Below are 16,381 nucleotides of genomic sequence, written 5' to 3'. Positions count from 1 at the left end.
TTCACCTGGTGTGATCTGCAGCATGTTCTGACTTTGCCTTAAGACCGTTTTGTAACTGAGCAACTCATCACCTTTTAAAATTATCCTTCGGTGTGATGGCGAGATTGGCAAACGCGGATTAATGTCAAAGTATCAGCCTGACTCCCTTCCGGCTGCCAGCCAAAAAACAACACTGATAAGCGTGAATCCGAGGCAGATATGTTTCTAAACTACTTCGCGTTGGGAGTGCTGATCTTCGTCTTTCTGGTGATTTTTTATGGAATCATCGCGATACATGACATCCCCTATCTGATTGCCAAAAAGCGCAACCATCCCCACGCCGACGCCATTCATACGGCGGGTTGGGTAAGTCTGTTTACCCTGCATGTAATCTGGCCGTTCTTGTGGATCTGGGCAACGCTCTACCAGCCAGAGCGCGGCTGGGGAATGCAGTCACATACTGCGTCGCAAGAGAAAGCGACTGACCCGGAAATTGCCGCGCTTTCTGACCGTGTTTCCCGGCTGGAGCACCAACTTGCAGCTGAAAAAAAGAGTGACTATTCCACGTTCCCGGAGATCTGATTATGGATCTGTTAATTGTTTTAACTTACGTGGCGCTGGCGTGGGCGGTCTTTAAAATCTTCCGCATTCCGGTGAATCAGTGGACGCTGGCGACAGCGGCGCTGGGTGGCGTGTTTCTGGTGAGTGGTTTGATTTTATTGATGAACTACAACCATCCTTACACTTTTACTGCGCAAAAGGCAGTGATAGCGATCCCCATTACGCCACAGGTGACGGGGATCGTGACTGAAGTCACCGACAAAAATAATCAGCTTATTCAAAAGGGCGAGGTGCTTTTTAAGCTCGACCCGGTACGTTATCAGGCGCGAGTAGACAGACTTCAGGCTGATTTGATGACGGCGACGCATAATATCAAAACGCTGCGCGCGCAGCTCACTGAAGCGCAGGCCAACACCACTCAAGTTTCAGCGGAGCGCGACCGTCTGTTTAAAAATTATCAACGTTACCTGAAAGGTAGTCGGGCGACGGTCAATCCGTTCTCGGAACGTGACATCGACGACGCGCGGCAAAATTTTCTCGCGCAGGATGCGCTGGTGAAAGGTTCGGTGGCGGAGCAGGCGCAGATCCAGAGCCAGCTCGACAGCATGGTCAACGGCGAGCAATCACAGATTGTGAGCTTAAGGGCGCAACTGACCGAAGCGAAATATAACCTTGAGCAAACTATTATTCGCGCGCCGAGCAACGGCTACGTTACTCAGGTACTGATCCGCCCAGGCACTTACGCGGCAGCTTTGCCGTTACGTCCGGTGATGGTCTTCATCCCTGAGCAAAAACGGCAAATCGTCGCCCAGTTCCGGCAAAACTCGCTGTTACGTCTGAAACCCGGTGATGATGCGGAAGTCGTATTTAACGCGCTGCCGGGGCAGGTATTCCACGGCAAACTGACCAGTATTTTGCCAGTGGTGCCAGGCGGTTCGTATCAGGCGCAGGGGGTGCTGCAATCGTTAACGGTCGTGCCCGGAACGGATGGTGTGCTGGGAACCATTGAACTCGACCCTAACGCTGATATAGATGCCTTACCCGACGGCATCTACGCCCAGGTAGCCGTTTACTCCGACCATTTCAGCCATGTTTCGGTGATGCGGAAGGTGCTGCTAAGAATGACCAGTTGGATGCATTATCTTTATTTGGATCATTGAGACTTGTATCACCTGTGTTTTGCGCGAGCCTGAGCCATACTGATATTTTTCCTCGCACAAAGGACATGGCATGAAACTCGTCGGTAGCTACACCAGCCCGTTTGTACGCAAACTTTCTATTCTGTTGTTAGAAAAGGGCATAACTTTCGAATTTATTAATGAACTGCCCTATAACGCGGACAACGGCGTGGCGCAATTTAACCCGTTAGGGAAAGTGCCGGTGTTGGTGACCGAAGAGGGCGAATGCTGGTTTGATTCACCGATCATCGCCGAATATATTGAATTAATGAATGTCGCTCCGGCGATGTTGCCGCGCGATCCGCTGGAGTCGTTGCGAGTGCGTAAAATTGAGGCGCTGGCCGACGGTATTATGGATGCTGGGCTGGTGTCGGTGCGCGAACAGGCGCGTCCGGCGGCGCAGCAGTCTGAAGATGAATTGTTACGCCAGCGAGAGAAAATCAACCGTAGCCTGGATGTGCTGGAAGGATATCTGGTCGATGGCACGCTCAAAACCGATACGGTCAATCTGGCGACTATTGCCATTGCCTGTGCCGTTGGATATCTCAATTTCCGCCGCGTTGCGCCGGGCTGGTGTGTCGACCGCCCACACTTAGTCAAACTGGTCGAAAACTTGTTTAGCCGCGAAAGTTTTGCCCGCACCGAACCACCAAAGGCTTGATGCGCGATATGTCCTCCTGACCCATCTCACGTTACAATCCGTGGTTATGTTAAACGCCCTTCTCCGTGTGAGAGGGCCTTGATCAGCCAGGTTTCCTATGACAACCGAAACGCGTTCCCTCTATAGTCAACTTCCGGCTATTGATCGCTTATTGCGCGATAGCTCCTTCCTTTCTTTGCGTGATACTTATGGTCACACCCGCGTGGTGGAATTGCTGCGTCAGATGCTTGATGAAGCGCGAGAAGTGATTCGTGACAGCCAGACGCTGCCCGCGTGGTGTGAGAACTGGGCGCAAGAAGTCGATGCCCGGCTGACGAAAGAGGCGCAGAGCGCGCTGCGTCCGGTGATCAACCTGACGGGAACCGTGCTGCATACCAACCTTGGGCGAGCTTTACAGGCGGAAGCAGCGGTGGAAGCCGTTGCGCAGGCTATGCGTTCGCCGGTGACGCTGGAGTATGATCTGGACGACGCCGGACGCGGGCATCGCGATCGCGCGCTGGCGCAACTGCTGTGCCGCATTACGGGGGCGGAAGATGCCTGTATCGTCAATAACAATGCGGCGGCGGTATTGTTGATGTTGGCGGCCACTGCCAGCGGTAAAGAGGTGGTGGTGTCTCGTGGCGAACTGGTGGAGATTGGCGGCGCGTTTCGTATTCCTGACGTAATGCGTCAGGCTGGCTGCACCCTGCACGAAGTGGGGACGACCAACCGTACCCACGCCAGTGATTATCGTCAGGCAGTAAATGAAAATACCGCGCTGTTGATGAAAGTACATACCAGTAACTACAGCATTCAGGGATTTACCAAAGCGATAGACGAAGCGGAACTGGTGGCGCTCGGCAAAGAGCTGGATGTTCCCGTGGTGACTGATTTAGGCAGTGGTTCGCTGGTCGATCTTAGCCAGTACGGTTTGCCGAAAGAGCCGATGCCGCAGGAGTTGATTGCGGCGGGCGTCAGCCTGGTGAGCTTCTCCGGCGACAAGTTGTTAGGCGGGCCGCAGGCAGGGATCATCGTTGGTAAGAAAGAGATGATTTCCCGCCTGCAAAGTCATCCGCTGAAGCGTGCATTACGCGCGGATAAAATGACCCTCGCGGCGCTGGAAGCGACGCTGCGTCTCTATCTGCACCCCGAAGCACTGAGCGAAAAATTACCGACCCTGCGTCTGCTTACCCGCAGCGCAGAGGTTATTCAAATCCAGGCGCAACGTTTACAGGCTCCCCTTGCCGCACATTACGGCGCGGAGTTTGCGGTACAGGTTATGCCGTGTCTTTCGCAGATTGGCAGTGGTTCGCTGCCGGTTGATCGCCTGCCGAGCGCGGCATTAACGTTTACACCCCATGACGGGCGCGGTAGCCACCTTGAGGCATTAGCCGCCCGCTGGCGTGAATTGCCGGTTCCGGTGATTGGACGTATCTACGACGGGCGATTGTGGCTGGATTTACGCTGCCTTGAAGATGAGCAACGGTTTATGGAGATGTTGTTGAAATGATTATTGCGACTGCCGGACACGTTGACCACGGCAAAACGACCTTATTGCAGGCGATTACTGGTGTAAATGCCGACCGTCTGCCGGAAGAAAAAAAGCGCGGTATGACCATCGATCTCGGCTATGCCTACTGGCCGCAGCCGGATGGTCGCGTGCCTGGTTTTATCGACGTTCCCGGTCATGAAAAGTTTCTTTCCAACATGCTGGCGGGCGTCGGGGGTATCGATCATGCGCTGCTGGTGGTGGCTTGCGATGACGGTGTGATGGCGCAGACCCGTGAGCATCTGGCGATTTTGCAACTTACCGGTAACCCGATGCTGACAGTGGCACTGACCAAAGCCGATCGCGTGGACGAAGCGCGTGTTGATGAGGTTGAACGCCAGGTAAAGCAGGTGCTGCGGGAATACGGTTTTGCTGAGGCAAAACTGTTTGTCACCGCAGCAACCGAAGGTCGGGGAATTGATGCCCTGCGCGAACATCTGCTTCAGTTGCCTGAACGTGAACACGCCAGCCAACATAGTTTCCGCCTCGCTATCGACCGCGCTTTTACCGTAAAAGGTGCCGGGCTGGTGGTCACTGGTACGGCGTTAAGCGGGGAAGTGAAGGTTGGTGATTCACTATGGCTGACCGGTGTAAATAAGCCGATGCGCGTGCGTGCGCTCCATGCGCAAAATCAGCCAACAGAAACCGCCCATGCCGGGCAACGTATTGCGCTTAATATCGCCGGTGATGCGGAAAAAGAACAGATTAACCGTGGCGACTGGCTGCTTGCCGATGCGCCGCCGGAGCCGTTCACGCGGGTGATTGTCGAGCTACAAACTCATGTACCGTTGACCCAGTGGCAGCCGCTGCATATTCACCACGCCGCCAGCCACGTTACGGGGCGCGTTTCGCTGCTGGAAGATAACCTTGCCGAGCTGGTGTTCGACACGCCTCTGTGGCTGGCGGATAACGATCGCATAGTGCTGCGCGATATCTCGGCTCGCAACACGCTGGCGGGGGCGCGCGTGGTGATGCTTAACCCGCCACGTCGCGGTAAGCGTAAGCCGGAATATCTGCAATGGCTGGCGTCTCTTGCACGCACACAAAACGATGCCGACGCACTGACCGTTCATCTGGAACGCGGAGCGGTGAATCTTGCCGATTTCGCCTGGGCGAGACAGCTCAACGGCGAAGGGATGCGCGAACTGCTGCAACAGCCAGGCTATATTCAGGCTGGTTATAGCTTGTTGAATGCGCCGGTTGCCGCCCGCTGGCAGCGAAAAATCCTCGACACATTAGCGGCTTATCATGAGCAACATCGCGATGAACCTGGACCGGGGCGCGAGCGCCTGCGGCGCATGGCGTTGCCGATGGAAGATGAAGCTCTGGTTCTGTTGCTGATTGAAAAGATGCGCGAAAGCGGCGATATCCATAGCCACCACGGCTGGCTGCATCTGCCGGATCACAAAGCGGGCTTCAGCGAAGAGCAGCAGGCCATCTGGCAAAAAGCAGAGCCGCTATTTGGCGACGAGCCGTGGTGGGTGCGTGACCTGGCAAAAGAGACGGGAACCGACGAGCAGGCAATGCGCCTGACGCTACGCCAGGCGGCGCAGCAGGGGATAATTACGGCGATCGTCAAAGATCGTTATTACCGTAATGATCGGATTGTCGAATTTGCCAATATGATCCGCGATCTCGATCAGGAATGTGGTTCAACCTGCGCGGCGGATTTCCGCGATCGCTTAGGTGTAGGCCGAAAGCTGGCAATTCAAATACTGGAATATTTTGACCGCATTGGCTTTACGCGGCGTCGTGGAAATGATCATTTATTGCGCGATGCATTATTATTTCCCGAAAGATAAGGAAATGATTAATTCATAATAAATATGAATTAATACAAAATTCTTATTAATATTAAGGAAGCACGTTATTTGATGAATGTAACGTGCTTTTTATTAAAAATATTTTAATAAACGGTAATGTCGATCATATTTCCGAATGAAAATACTTTGTAATCTGCCTGCCCTTTTTACTCTTCCAGGAGTGTTTTATGGCAGCTTCAACCTTTTTTATTCCTTCAGTGAATGTCATCGGCGCTGATTCATTGACTGATGCAATGAATATGATGGCAGATTATGGATTTACCCGTACCTTAATTGTCACTGACAATATGTTAACGAAATTAGGTATGGCGGGCGATGTGCAAAAAGCACTGGAAGAACGCAATATTTTTAGCGTTATTTATGATGGCACCCAACCTAACCCAACCACGGAAAACGTCGCCGCAGGCCTCAAACTGCTGAAAGAAAATAATTGTGATAGCGTAATTTCCTTAGGTGGTGGTTCTCCGCACGACTGTGCGAAAGGCATTGCGCTGGTAGCAGCCAACGGCGGTGATATTCGCGATTACGAAGGCGTTGACCGCTCTGCAAAACCGCAGTTGCCGATGATCGCTATCAATACCACAGCGGGTACTGCGTCTGAAATGACCCGTTTCTGCATTATCACTGACGAAGCGCGCCACATCAAAATGGCGATTGTGGATAAACACGTGACTCCGCTGCTTTCTGTCAATGACTCTTCTCTGATGATCGGTATGCCGAAGTCACTGACCGCCGCAACGGGTATGGATGCCTTAACACACGCTATCGAAGCGTATGTGTCTATTGCCGCAACGCCGATCACCGACGCTTGCGCACTGAAAGCCGTGACCATGATTGCCGAAAACCTGCCGTTAGCCGTAGAAGATGGCAGCAATGCGAAAGCGCGTGAAGCGATGGCTTATGCCCAGTTCCTCGCCGGTATGGCGTTCAACAATGCGTCTTTGGGTTATGTTCATGCGATGGCGCACCAGTTAGGCGGTTTCTACAATCTGCCGCACGGTGTATGTAACGCCGTTCTACTGCCGCACGTTCAGGTATTCAACAGCAAAGTAGCTGCCGCACGTCTGCGTGACTGCGCTGCTGCAATGGGTGTGAACGTGACAGGTAAAAACGACGCGGAAGGTGCAGAAGCCTGCATTAACGCTATCCGCGAACTGGCGAAGAAAGTCGATATTCCGGCAGGTCTGCGCGATCTGAACGTGAAAGAAGAAGATTTCGCGGTACTGGCGACCAATGCTCTGAAAGATGCCTGCGGATTTACTAACCCGATTCAGGCAACTCACGAAGAAATTGTGGCGATTTATCGCGCTGCGATGTAATTACCTTCTCGTAACGGCTGACGTGTTGTCAGCCGCTTTTTTAACTATCTCTGTAATCCTTGCCCGTAAATTCGTGATTGCCGTCGTAAAGCTGTCACCGGCTGGCGAAGATTTCGCCAGTCACGTCTACCCTTGTTATACCTCACACCGCAAGGAGACGATCATGACCAACAATCCCCCTTCAGCACAGATTAAGCCCGGCGAGTATGGTTTCCCCCTCAAGTTAAAAGCCCGCTATGACAACTTTATCGGCGGCGAATGGATAGCACCCGCCGACGGCGAGTATTACCAGAACCTGACGCCGGTGACCGGGCAGCTACTGTGCGAAGTGGCGTCTTCGGGCAAACGCGACATCGATCTGGCGCTGGATGCCGCGCATAAAGTGAAAGATAAATGGGCGCATACCTCGGTGCAGGATCGCGCGGCGATTCTGTTTAAGATTGCCGATCGAATGGAACAAAATCTCGAACTGTTGGCGACGGCAGAAACCTGGGATAACGGCAAGCCCATTCGTGAAACCAGTGCTGCCGATGTGCCGCTGGCGATTGACCATTTCCGCTATTTCGCCTCGTGTATTCGGGCGCAGGAAGGTGGTATTAGTGAAGTCGATAGCGAAACAGTGGCTTATCACTTCCACGAACCGTTAGGCGTGGTGGGGCAAATTATCCCGTGGAACTTCCCGCTGCTGATGGCGAGCTGGAAAATGGCTCCCGCGCTGGCGGCGGGCAACTGTGTGGTGCTGAAACCCGCACGACTTACCCCGCTTTCAGTACTGCTGCTAATGGAAATCGTCGGTGATTTACTGCCGCCAGGTGTGGTGAACGTGGTCAACGGTGCGGGCGGCGAAATCGGTGAATATCTGGCGACCTCAAAACGCATCGCCAAAGTTGCGTTTACCGGCTCAACGGAAGTCGGCCAGCAGATTATGCAGTACGCCACGCAGAACATTATTCCGGTGACGCTGGAGTTGGGCGGTAAGTCGCCAAATATCTTCTTTGCTGATGTGATGGATGAAGAAGATGCTTTCTTCGATAAGGCGCTGGAGGGCTTTGCACTGTTCGCCTTCAACCAGGGCGAAGTCTGTACCTGTCCGAGCCGTGCTTTAGTGCAGGAGTCTATCTACGAACGCTTTATGGAACGCGCCATCCGTCGTGTTGAAAGCATTCGTAGCGGTAACCCGCTCGACAGCGTGACGCAAATGGGCGCACAGGTTTCTCATGGGCAACTGGAAACCATCCTCAATTACATTGATATCGGTAAAAAAGAGGGGGCAGATGTACTCACCGGCGGGCGGCGTAAGCTGCTGGAAGGGGAACTGAAAGACGGTTATTACCTCGAACCGACGATTCTGTTTGGTCAGAACAATATGCGTGTGTTCCAGGAAGAGATATTTGGTCCGGTGCTGGCGGTGACCACCTTCAAAACGATGGACGAGGCGCTGGAGCTGGCGAACGACACGCAATATGGCCTGGGCGCGGGTGTCTGGAGCCGCAACGGTAATCTGGCCTATAAGATGGGGCGTGGCATTCAGGCAGGGCGCGTATGGACCAACTGTTATCACGCTTACCCGGCACATGCGGCGTTTGGCGGCTACAAACAGTCGGGCATCGGACGCGAAACCCATAAGATGATGCTGGAGCATTACCAGCAAACCAAGTGCCTGCTGGTGAGCTACTCGGATAAACCGTTGGGGCTGTTCTGATATAAGAAGCTGGTCGCATCGGGCATTCATTGCCTGATGCGACGCTTACGTGTCTTATCGGTTCAAATGTTTACGTCTCCTGGGGCTGAGCATTCACTGAACTAAATTAAGAGCATCTTTTCTACAAATTACTGCACACCGTTATTCTTCTTACGAATATCCCTATTAGCCCCCCTTTAAACTTATTTTCGTTGATTGTAATGAGAGTGATAAACGGCGATATGCCGTGAAGCTGTGACAATGTAAGGAAGAGAGAAAGGCACCTTTTGCGGAGCAGGACACATATTGGTGGCTAAAATAAATATCGCGAATAAAAAACTACTTTTTAATGATTTGATGAATATTTAAATATCTCGAATGTTTCTGTGCAAAGCTATTTATTTTTATGGTTTATGAATTGGCAGGAGTCATATCTAATATTTTTTATGATATTTAGTTAAAAACGGCACTATTGTTATATTCCTCACGTTCCAGGAAATCATCTGATTTACTCGTATTATGTGGCGGGATACTATTCGCTGGCTTGCTGATGTTGCATTAAAATCGAAAGTGCACATCCTATTAAAACAACTTTTATATTTTTCTATATACGCACTCATTCTTGAAAGCGTAGGGCATCCTTTATTTCAGGGAACGTAAATAATGAAAAAATCGACGTTATCTTTAGCCATAGGTTTATTATTGGCATGTAGTACCGGTATGGCAAAAACACAGCATTTAACGCTGGAACAACGCATGGCATTGCTGGAAGAACGCCTGGAAGCGGCAGAAATGCGGGCAGCAAAAGCAGAGGGGCAGGTAAAACAGCTGCAGACACAACAAGCCGCTGAGATCCGCGAAATTAAGGCTGCCCAGGGCAATACGCCGGTAAATGGACAGGCAACGGCGGAATCTGCAAAGAAAAATGCCACCTCACCTAATCTTTTGCTTTCAGGTTATGGCGATTTAAAAATCTACGGCGACGTAGAATTTAATATGGATGCGGAAAGTAATCATGGCCTGCTGGCAATGACCAACGCTGATGTGAATAGCGATCCCACCAATGAACAGTGGAATCTCAATGGCCGTATTCTGTTAGGCTTTGATGGTGTAAGAAAGCTGGACAACGGTTATTTCGCCGGGTTCTCCGCACAACCGCTGGGGGATATGCACGGTTCTGTGAATATCGATGACGCGGTTTTCTTCTTTGGCAAAGAAAATGACTGGAAAGTCAAAGTAGGGCGTTTTGAAGCCTACGATATGTTCCCGCTAAATCAGGATACCTTTGTTGAGCATTCAGGTAATACTGCGAACGATCTTTATGATGATGGCAGCGGTTATATCTATATGATGAAAGAGGGGCGCGGGCGTTCTAACGCTGGCGGTAATTTCCTTGTCAGCAAACAACTCGATAACTGGTATTTTGAATTAAACACGTTACTGGAAGACGGAACATCTTTATATAACGACGGTAATTATCATGGTCGCGATATGAAGCAGCAGAAAAATGTTGCTTACCTGCGCCCGGTGATAGCCTGGTCGCCGACGGAAGAATTAACCGTTTCCGCAGCGATGGAAGCGAACGTGGTAAATAATGCTTACGGTTATACCGATAGCAAGGGTAATTTTGTCGATCAGTCCGATCGTACCGGTTATGGTATGAGCATGACCTGGAACGGCCTGAAAACCGATCCGGAAAATGGTATCGTGGTTAATCTTAATACCGCCTATTTAGATGCCAATAATGAGAAAGATTTCACTGCCGGGATTAACGCGCTGTGGAAACGTTTCGAGCTGGGTTATATCTACGCGCACAATAAGATTGATGAATTCAGTGGGGTAGTTTGTGATAACGACTGCTGGATTGATGATGAAGGGACGTACACCATTCACACCATTCATGCGTCTTATCAGTTCGCTAACGTGATGGATATGGAGAACTTTAATATTTACCTTGGTACTTATTACTCCATTCTGGATAGCGACGGCGATAAAAAACACGGCGACGATAATGATGATCGTTACGGCGCACGCGTTCGTTTTAAATACTTCTTCTGATGAAAGTGCGGCGCCGGAAAAATATCCGGCACCGCAACTCATTAAGGCAGGTAAAACACTTCTTGTAGCTCGCTGCTGACCGGGCTGTTATCCGGATTAGCGGGCATAACGTCGGTCATATATTTCCACCAACGTTGGCAAACGTCAGTGCTGGCAACCGCATTCCAGCGTTCTTCAGATTCAATTTCTACTGTGGCAAACAGCAAATTTCGCGCTTTATCGAGATAGATGGCGTAGTTATGCGCACCGTGAGATTTCAATACCGCTTCCAGTTCCGGCCAGATCGGGTTGTGCCGACGCTGATACTCTTCATGGGCGCCTGGGTTGACTTGCATAACAAAGGCTTTGCGGATCATAACGCCTCCAGATAAAGCTCACGCACTTCGTCGCGGCTGGCGGTACGTGGGTTACATGGTGCGCATGGGTCGGCCAGGGCTTTATCTAACCAGCCTTCGATATCCTCTTTGCTGATGCCAAGCTGACTAAATCCCGCAGGTATGCCTACGCGATGGTTCAAGGCTCGAATGGCATTAATCGCTTCCAGACTTGCCGCTTCATCACTCATCCCGCGCGTATCGACCCCCATCGCCTGGGCGATACGGGCAAAGCGTGCGATGGCATTCGGGCGGTTAAAGTTTTCGATTACTGGCAACAAGATGGCATTACACACCCCGTGTGGCAGGTTGTGGGTAGCACCGGGCTGATGCGCCAGTGCGTGAACCAGTCCCAGTCCCGCGCTGTTAAAAGCCATACCCGCCAGATATTGCCCGAAAGCCATCTGTTCGCGAGCTTCCAGATTATGACCATCTTCTACCGCTTTCGGCAGCCACAGAGAAATCAAGCGGATAGCCTCCAGCGCGTTGGCATCAGTTAGCGGATGGGCGCCAACGGAAACAAAGGCTTCTATGGCATGGGTTAGTGCGTCCATACCGGTGGCAGCGGTAACGGAGGCAGGGATCTCCAGCATTACACTGGCATCATCCACGGCGATATCAGGAATAATATTCGAATCGATGATGACTTCTTTCACTTGCCGCGCAGTGTCGATGATCACCGCATTGCTGGTCATCTCAGCGGCGGTTCCGGCAGTCGTGTTGATCGCCACCAGCGGCACGCCTGGGTTTTTTACTTTGCCAATGCCAGAGTAAGCAGTAGAAGGGCCTGGATTAGCGGTAAGGATTTTCACGGCTTTTGCGGTATCAATTGGGCTACCGCCACCGAAAGCAATAATGTAGTTACATGCGGCGTCCTGAAATGCAGCGTAGCCTTTTTGCACCAGTTCTTCGGTGGGATTTGGAAAGACCTCATCGAATAGGTGGTAAGACATTTCGTGTTGATCCAGCGCGGTGAACAGACTGTCCAGCAATCCCAACTTAACCAGTTGCCCATCGGTAACGATCAGTGCTTTTCCCCACTGCTTATTCGCAACCAGGTTTACCATATCGCCAATTGCCCCAGCGCCATGCAGGCTGATTTTCGGTAATGCCAACATAAAACTCATGATTATTCTCCTTAAGATCAAATCCTTCTGTCCGACGACATAACCCGCGCCGCCAGATGCGAAACGGGGTGTTAAAGTGCCAGTGCGCTTGCCAGTGGGGTGACGCCGAAACGCTTGCCCAGGGCTATCAACTCTTCACGGCTGATGGTCTGTTTCATGCCACCCATCGAATATACTTTCACCAACACTTCCGCCGATTTTTCTGCGGTATCGATCAGGCCAAACGCTTCGTCCAGCGTCGGACCACTGCCGAAGACGCCGTGGAAAGGCCAGAGAACCATTGAATGTTTTTGCATTTCCTGCGCGGTGGCCAGGCCGATTTCGTCCGTGCCGGGCACCATCCACGGCAAAATGCCAACGCCATCCGGGAATACCACCAGGCACTCGGTGCTGCCTTCCCACAGTTGGCGAGTGAAGACCGCCGTGTCGTTTTCCAGTACATAGGTGAGGGCGATCAGGTTGGTGGCATGGCAGTGCATGATCACCCGATCTTGGCCGTTGGTGGCTTTAATACGTTCGCAATGGGAGAGAAAGTGCGCCGGAAGTTCAGAGGTTGGGACGGCTTCGTGGGTTAGCCCCCAGAGAATATGGTAGCCCGCACCGTCGCTGTCGACCTTTACGACGCCTAAATTTGCTGCGGGATCGAGCTGGACGTTGCGGAAGAATTTGCCGGAGCCGGTGACGATAAACGGTGTGTTTGCCAGTAAAGGCATAGGCTGGCTGAGCGGGATATAGCGCGGTTGTGGGTGAAAATTGTCGTTATACGGCGCGATATCAGCGTCATCCAGGCGCAGCGTCAGGTTGCCGCCGTTGCGCTCGTCCCAGCCTTTCAGCCAGGCGTCGGTGGTGGCTTTGATCATTCCCTGGACAAACCAGGACTGGGTAATGTTTTGCATGTTCTGTGTTCCTGTAAATTCGGTGCCTTGTTGATACATGGTGCGGCTTGTTCCCCTCACCCTAACCCTCTCCCCAAAGGGGCGAGGGGACTGTCCGGCGCTGTGTTTAGCTCCGTTGCCGGAGGGGGCTATGTTTTTCCCCCTCTCCCTTTCAGGGAGAGGGCCGGGGTGAGGGTGACAGCCAGCACGGTCATTCGACCTGTAGGCCGGATAAGGCGCTCGCGCCGCATCCGGCGGTGTTTACCCACGCTGACGCAAAATCGTATTCTCATAAGCCCGCACGCTTTCCAGCCATTCGCTACCCGCTGGCGTATCGTGACGCTGGCAATACATTTCCCACACCGCCTGCCACGGCAACGATTTCTGCTCTTCCAGCAGCGCCAGTCGTGCGGTGTAATCCCCTGCCGCTTCCAGCTTGCGCAGTTCGGCTGTCGGTTCTAACAACGCACGCAGCAGGGCTTTTTTCATATTGCGCGTGCCAATGACCCACGCGGCAATACGATTGATGGAGGCATCGAAGAAATCCAGACCAATGTGTACCCGGTCAAACAGGTCATGACGGACAATCTCACTGGCGATTGCCTGGGTTTCATCATCCAGCAGCACCACGTGATCGCTGTCCCAGCGAACCGGGCGGCTGACGTGCAGCAGCAACTGCGGCACATACAGCATGGCGGCGGAAATCTTGTCGGAAATCACTTCAGTCGGGTGGAAATGTCCGGCGTCCAGACACAAAGCGGTCTGGCGGCTGGTGGCATACCCCATGTAAAACTCATTGGAGCCAACCGTGTAACTCTCCGCGCCAATGCCAAACAATTTGCTCTCTACGGCGTCGATATGGTGCGCAGGGTTTAGCTTTTCGCTGATCACTTCATCCAGTGCTGCCAGCAAACGCTGGCGCGGGGCGAGACGGTCAACGGTGATATCTTTCATACCATCCGGGATCCAGATGTTCATCACCGATGGCGTGCCAAGTTGCTCGCCAAAATAGGCCGAAACGCGACGGCTGGCCTTGCAGTGGTCAATCCAGAACTGGCGAATGCGGTCGTCGGCATGGGAGAGCGTAAAGCCATCGGCACTTAGCGGATGCGAAAAACAGGAGGGGTTAAAGTCCAGACCGAGGTGATTGGCTTTTGCCCATTCAACCCAGTTTTTGAAGTGCTCTGGTTTGATTTGGTCGCGCGAGACGGGCGTGTCTGATTCCAGATAAATCGCATGTAAGTTAAGCCGTTTCGGCCCCGGAATCAGCCTCATAGCCTGTTCCAGATCGGCACGTAGCTCTTCGGCATTGCGCGCTTTGCCCGGATAATTACCTGTGGCCTGAATCCCACCAGTCAACGAACCTTCCGGGTTTTCAAAACCAGAAACATCATCGCCCTGCCAGCAGTGCATTGAAACGGGTAAGCGATCAAGTTGGCGCAGCGCCTCCTCGACATCAATCCCTACCGCCGCGAAACGCTGTTTCGCCAGTTCCCAGGCCTGTTCCAGTTGTGTGGTCATGCGCAAAGCTCCTTTGTCTGTCGTGTAGAGTGAATCCGCGCCACATAGTGGGCAATTTCACTGTCAGGATTAGGGGTAAAGGTGGTCAGATTCGCGGTGGCGCCTACGACCTGACGGAAATCATCCACATTGTTGAGTTCATCCAGCGTCATTAACTGGATGCCGATATTGCCGAGTGTTGAGGCTTCAACTGGCCCGGCGATCACCCGAATACCGCAGGCATCGGCACACAACTGGTTGAGCAGCGCGTTCTGGCTGCCGCCGCCGACAATATGCAGTTGCGAGAAATCTTCACCGCGTAGCTGCGCCAGTTCGTGCAGTACGTCGGCATACAGCAGCGCCAGACTGTCGAAAATACAGCGTGCCAGTTCAGCATCATTTTCTGGGATTGGTTGCGCCGTTTCCCGACACGCTGCCTGAATTTCGCTGCACATCTCGTCAGGATTAATAAAGCGATCGTCATTGGGGTTGATGATGAAGCGACAGGCCGGGAGTGCCTGTGTCGCGGCGATAAGCGTCGGGAGATCGTTGATTTGTCGCTCCTGAAGTACCCGCTGGAGCAGCCATAAACCCATGATATTTTTCAGCACCCGATAGCGACCTTCCGCACCGCCTTCATTGGTGATGTTGGCTGCCAGCGCCGCATCATCGGTGAATGGCGTCTGGCTTTCGAAGCCCATCAATGACCAGGTGCCGGAGGAGAGATAAGCGGCGCGGGAACCGTTTAACGGCGAGGCGATAACCGCGCTGGCGGTATCATGGCTGGCAACGGCGACCACCGGAATCTCATTACCCTGCGGGCAAATCCAGTGACCTATGACATTACCCGGATGCGTCGGGCGACCAAACCAGGCTTTGTTGGCACCGCTCCACGCCAGCAGGGACTCGTCCCAGTCGTCGCTATTGATATTGACCAGTTGCGTGGTGGTGGCGTTGGTGTATTCCCAGTTCAGCTTGCCGGTCAGACGATAACTAAAGTAATCCGGCATCAGCAGAGCGTGAGCAATGTGCGGGATAAGTTCAGGTTGTTGCTCCGTCAGCGCACGTAGCTGATAGATTGTATTGAAGGGCAGGAACTGGATGCCACTACGCTGATAAATATCGTGTTTGCCAATTTGCTGCTGTGCCAATGTCATCAGTCCGTTAGTGCGGCTATCACGATAGGAAATCGGTAAACCGACGCGCTGACCGTGTTGATCCAGCAGCACATAGTCCACGCCCCAGGTATCAATGCCGATGCTATCGATATGAATCCCTTCCTCGCACACCTTGTTTAACCCAAGGCGAATGGCGTTTTCCAGACTATCGACATCCCAGGTGGCATAACCGCTCTGGTAATACAGCCCATTGGTAAAACGATGGATTTCACGCAGCGTCAGGCTGCGACATTCACGGTGGTAACGCGCCAACATTACGCGCCCACTGGATGCGCCAAGATCAACGGCGACGCAGTAGCGAAAGGTCATAATGAGATCCTTCTAGGTTTCATTACGCCCAGTCTAAGAAGCGCCCGACTTCGCTACCTTCTCGTTACTGACAGGAAAATACACCGCTGGCAACCAGGGAAAGATGAACGTGATGGCGTTCACAATTTTCAGAAATGTGGTGATGTGATGTTTGCCGCATTTTCTGAAAAATCACGCTTTATCTTGAAAAATCGACATTTTTTACGTGTTTTGCTGTCGAAAATTTAAGG

Annotated in this window: 13 protein-coding genes; 8 read left to right on the top strand and 5 right to left on the bottom strand. The window is 52.4% G+C overall.

Annotated features, from left to right (window positions below):
- Window positions 1-198: 198 nt before the first annotated feature.
- The 8 genes from C3D30_RS15065 (at window position 199) to C3D30_RS15030 (ending at window position 10,788) form a co-directional block, all read left to right on the top strand.
- Window positions 199-561 carry a DUF3302 domain-containing protein gene (locus tag C3D30_RS15065; RefSeq protein WP_016158937.1) on the top strand — a complete coding sequence of 121 codons (363 nt, stop codon included), beginning with the start codon at window positions 199-201 and terminating at the stop codon, window positions 559-561.
- A 2-nt stretch (window positions 562-563) separates the two neighbouring features.
- A complete protein-coding gene (locus tag C3D30_RS15060; protein ID WP_000364948.1) occupies window positions 564-1,700 on the top strand; it encodes an HlyD family secretion protein in 1,137 nt (378 codons plus the stop codon).
- Between the two features lie 70 nt (window positions 1,701-1,770).
- On the top strand, window positions 1,771-2,379 hold the full coding sequence (locus C3D30_RS15055) for a glutathione S-transferase (protein WP_000779792.1): 609 nt from the start codon (window positions 1,771-1,773) through the stop codon (window positions 2,377-2,379).
- A gap of 97 nt (window positions 2,380-2,476) precedes the next feature.
- Entirely contained in the window at window positions 2,477-3,868 is a 1,392-nt protein-coding gene (selA, locus tag C3D30_RS15050; RefSeq protein WP_000206250.1) for an L-seryl-tRNA(Sec) selenium transferase, read from the top strand.
- A complete protein-coding gene (selB, locus tag C3D30_RS15045; protein WP_105287074.1) occupies window positions 3,865-5,709 on the top strand; it encodes a selenocysteine-specific translation elongation factor in 1,845 nt (614 codons plus the stop codon). The genes selA and selB overlap by 4 nt, the downstream gene beginning before the upstream one ends.
- A gap of 188 nt (window positions 5,710-5,897) precedes the next feature.
- Entirely contained in the window at window positions 5,898-7,049 is a 1,152-nt protein-coding gene (gene yiaY / locus C3D30_RS15040) for an L-threonine dehydrogenase (RefSeq protein WP_000741518.1), read from the top strand.
- Between the two features lie 163 nt (window positions 7,050-7,212).
- Entirely contained in the window at window positions 7,213-8,751 is a 1,539-nt protein-coding gene (gene aldB, locus C3D30_RS15035; protein ID WP_105287073.1) for an aldehyde dehydrogenase AldB, read from the top strand.
- Between the two features lie 642 nt (window positions 8,752-9,393).
- On the top strand, window positions 9,394-10,788 hold the full coding sequence (locus tag C3D30_RS15030) for a carbohydrate porin (protein WP_000749924.1): 1,395 nt from the start codon (window positions 9,394-9,396) through the stop codon (window positions 10,786-10,788).
- A 41-nt stretch (window positions 10,789-10,829) separates the two neighbouring features.
- On the opposite strand, the gene rhaM is transcribed toward C3D30_RS15030, so the two are convergent.
- From rhaM to rhaB, 5 genes are all read right to left on the bottom strand, one after another.
- A complete protein-coding gene (rhaM, locus tag C3D30_RS15025) occupies window positions 10,830-11,144 on the bottom strand; it encodes an L-rhamnose mutarotase (RefSeq protein WP_000619517.1) in 315 nt (104 codons plus the stop codon).
- Entirely contained in the window at window positions 11,141-12,289 is a 1,149-nt protein-coding gene (fucO, locus tag C3D30_RS15020; RefSeq protein WP_105287072.1) for a lactaldehyde reductase, read from the bottom strand. Before fucO ends, rhaM begins: the two co-directional genes overlap by 4 nt.
- Window positions 12,290-12,360: 71 nt before the next feature.
- The gene (gene rhaD, locus C3D30_RS15015) at window positions 12,361-13,185 is read right to left on the bottom strand and encodes a rhamnulose-1-phosphate aldolase (protein WP_105287071.1); all 825 of its coding nucleotides are present in this window, start codon (window positions 13,183-13,185) and stop codon (window positions 12,361-12,363) included.
- A 240-nt stretch (window positions 13,186-13,425) separates the two neighbouring features.
- Window positions 13,426-14,685, bottom strand: coding sequence for an L-rhamnose isomerase (gene rhaA, locus C3D30_RS15010; RefSeq protein ID WP_105287070.1), 1,260 nt, complete (start codon window positions 14,683-14,685; stop codon window positions 13,426-13,428).
- On the bottom strand, window positions 14,682-16,151 hold the full coding sequence (gene rhaB / locus C3D30_RS15005) for a rhamnulokinase (RefSeq protein ID WP_105287069.1): 1,470 nt from the start codon (window positions 16,149-16,151) through the stop codon (window positions 14,682-14,684). Before rhaB ends, rhaA begins: the two co-directional genes overlap by 4 nt.
- Window positions 16,152-16,381: the final 230 nt, after the last annotated feature.

The sequence above is a fragment of the Escherichia sp. MOD1-EC5433 genome (genome assembly GCF_002966005.1).
Lineage (GTDB): Bacteria > Pseudomonadota > Gammaproteobacteria > Enterobacterales > Enterobacteriaceae > Escherichia > Escherichia ruysiae.
Note: the sequence above shows the minus strand (reverse complement) of the source record. Positions and strands in the feature narration are given on the sequence as shown.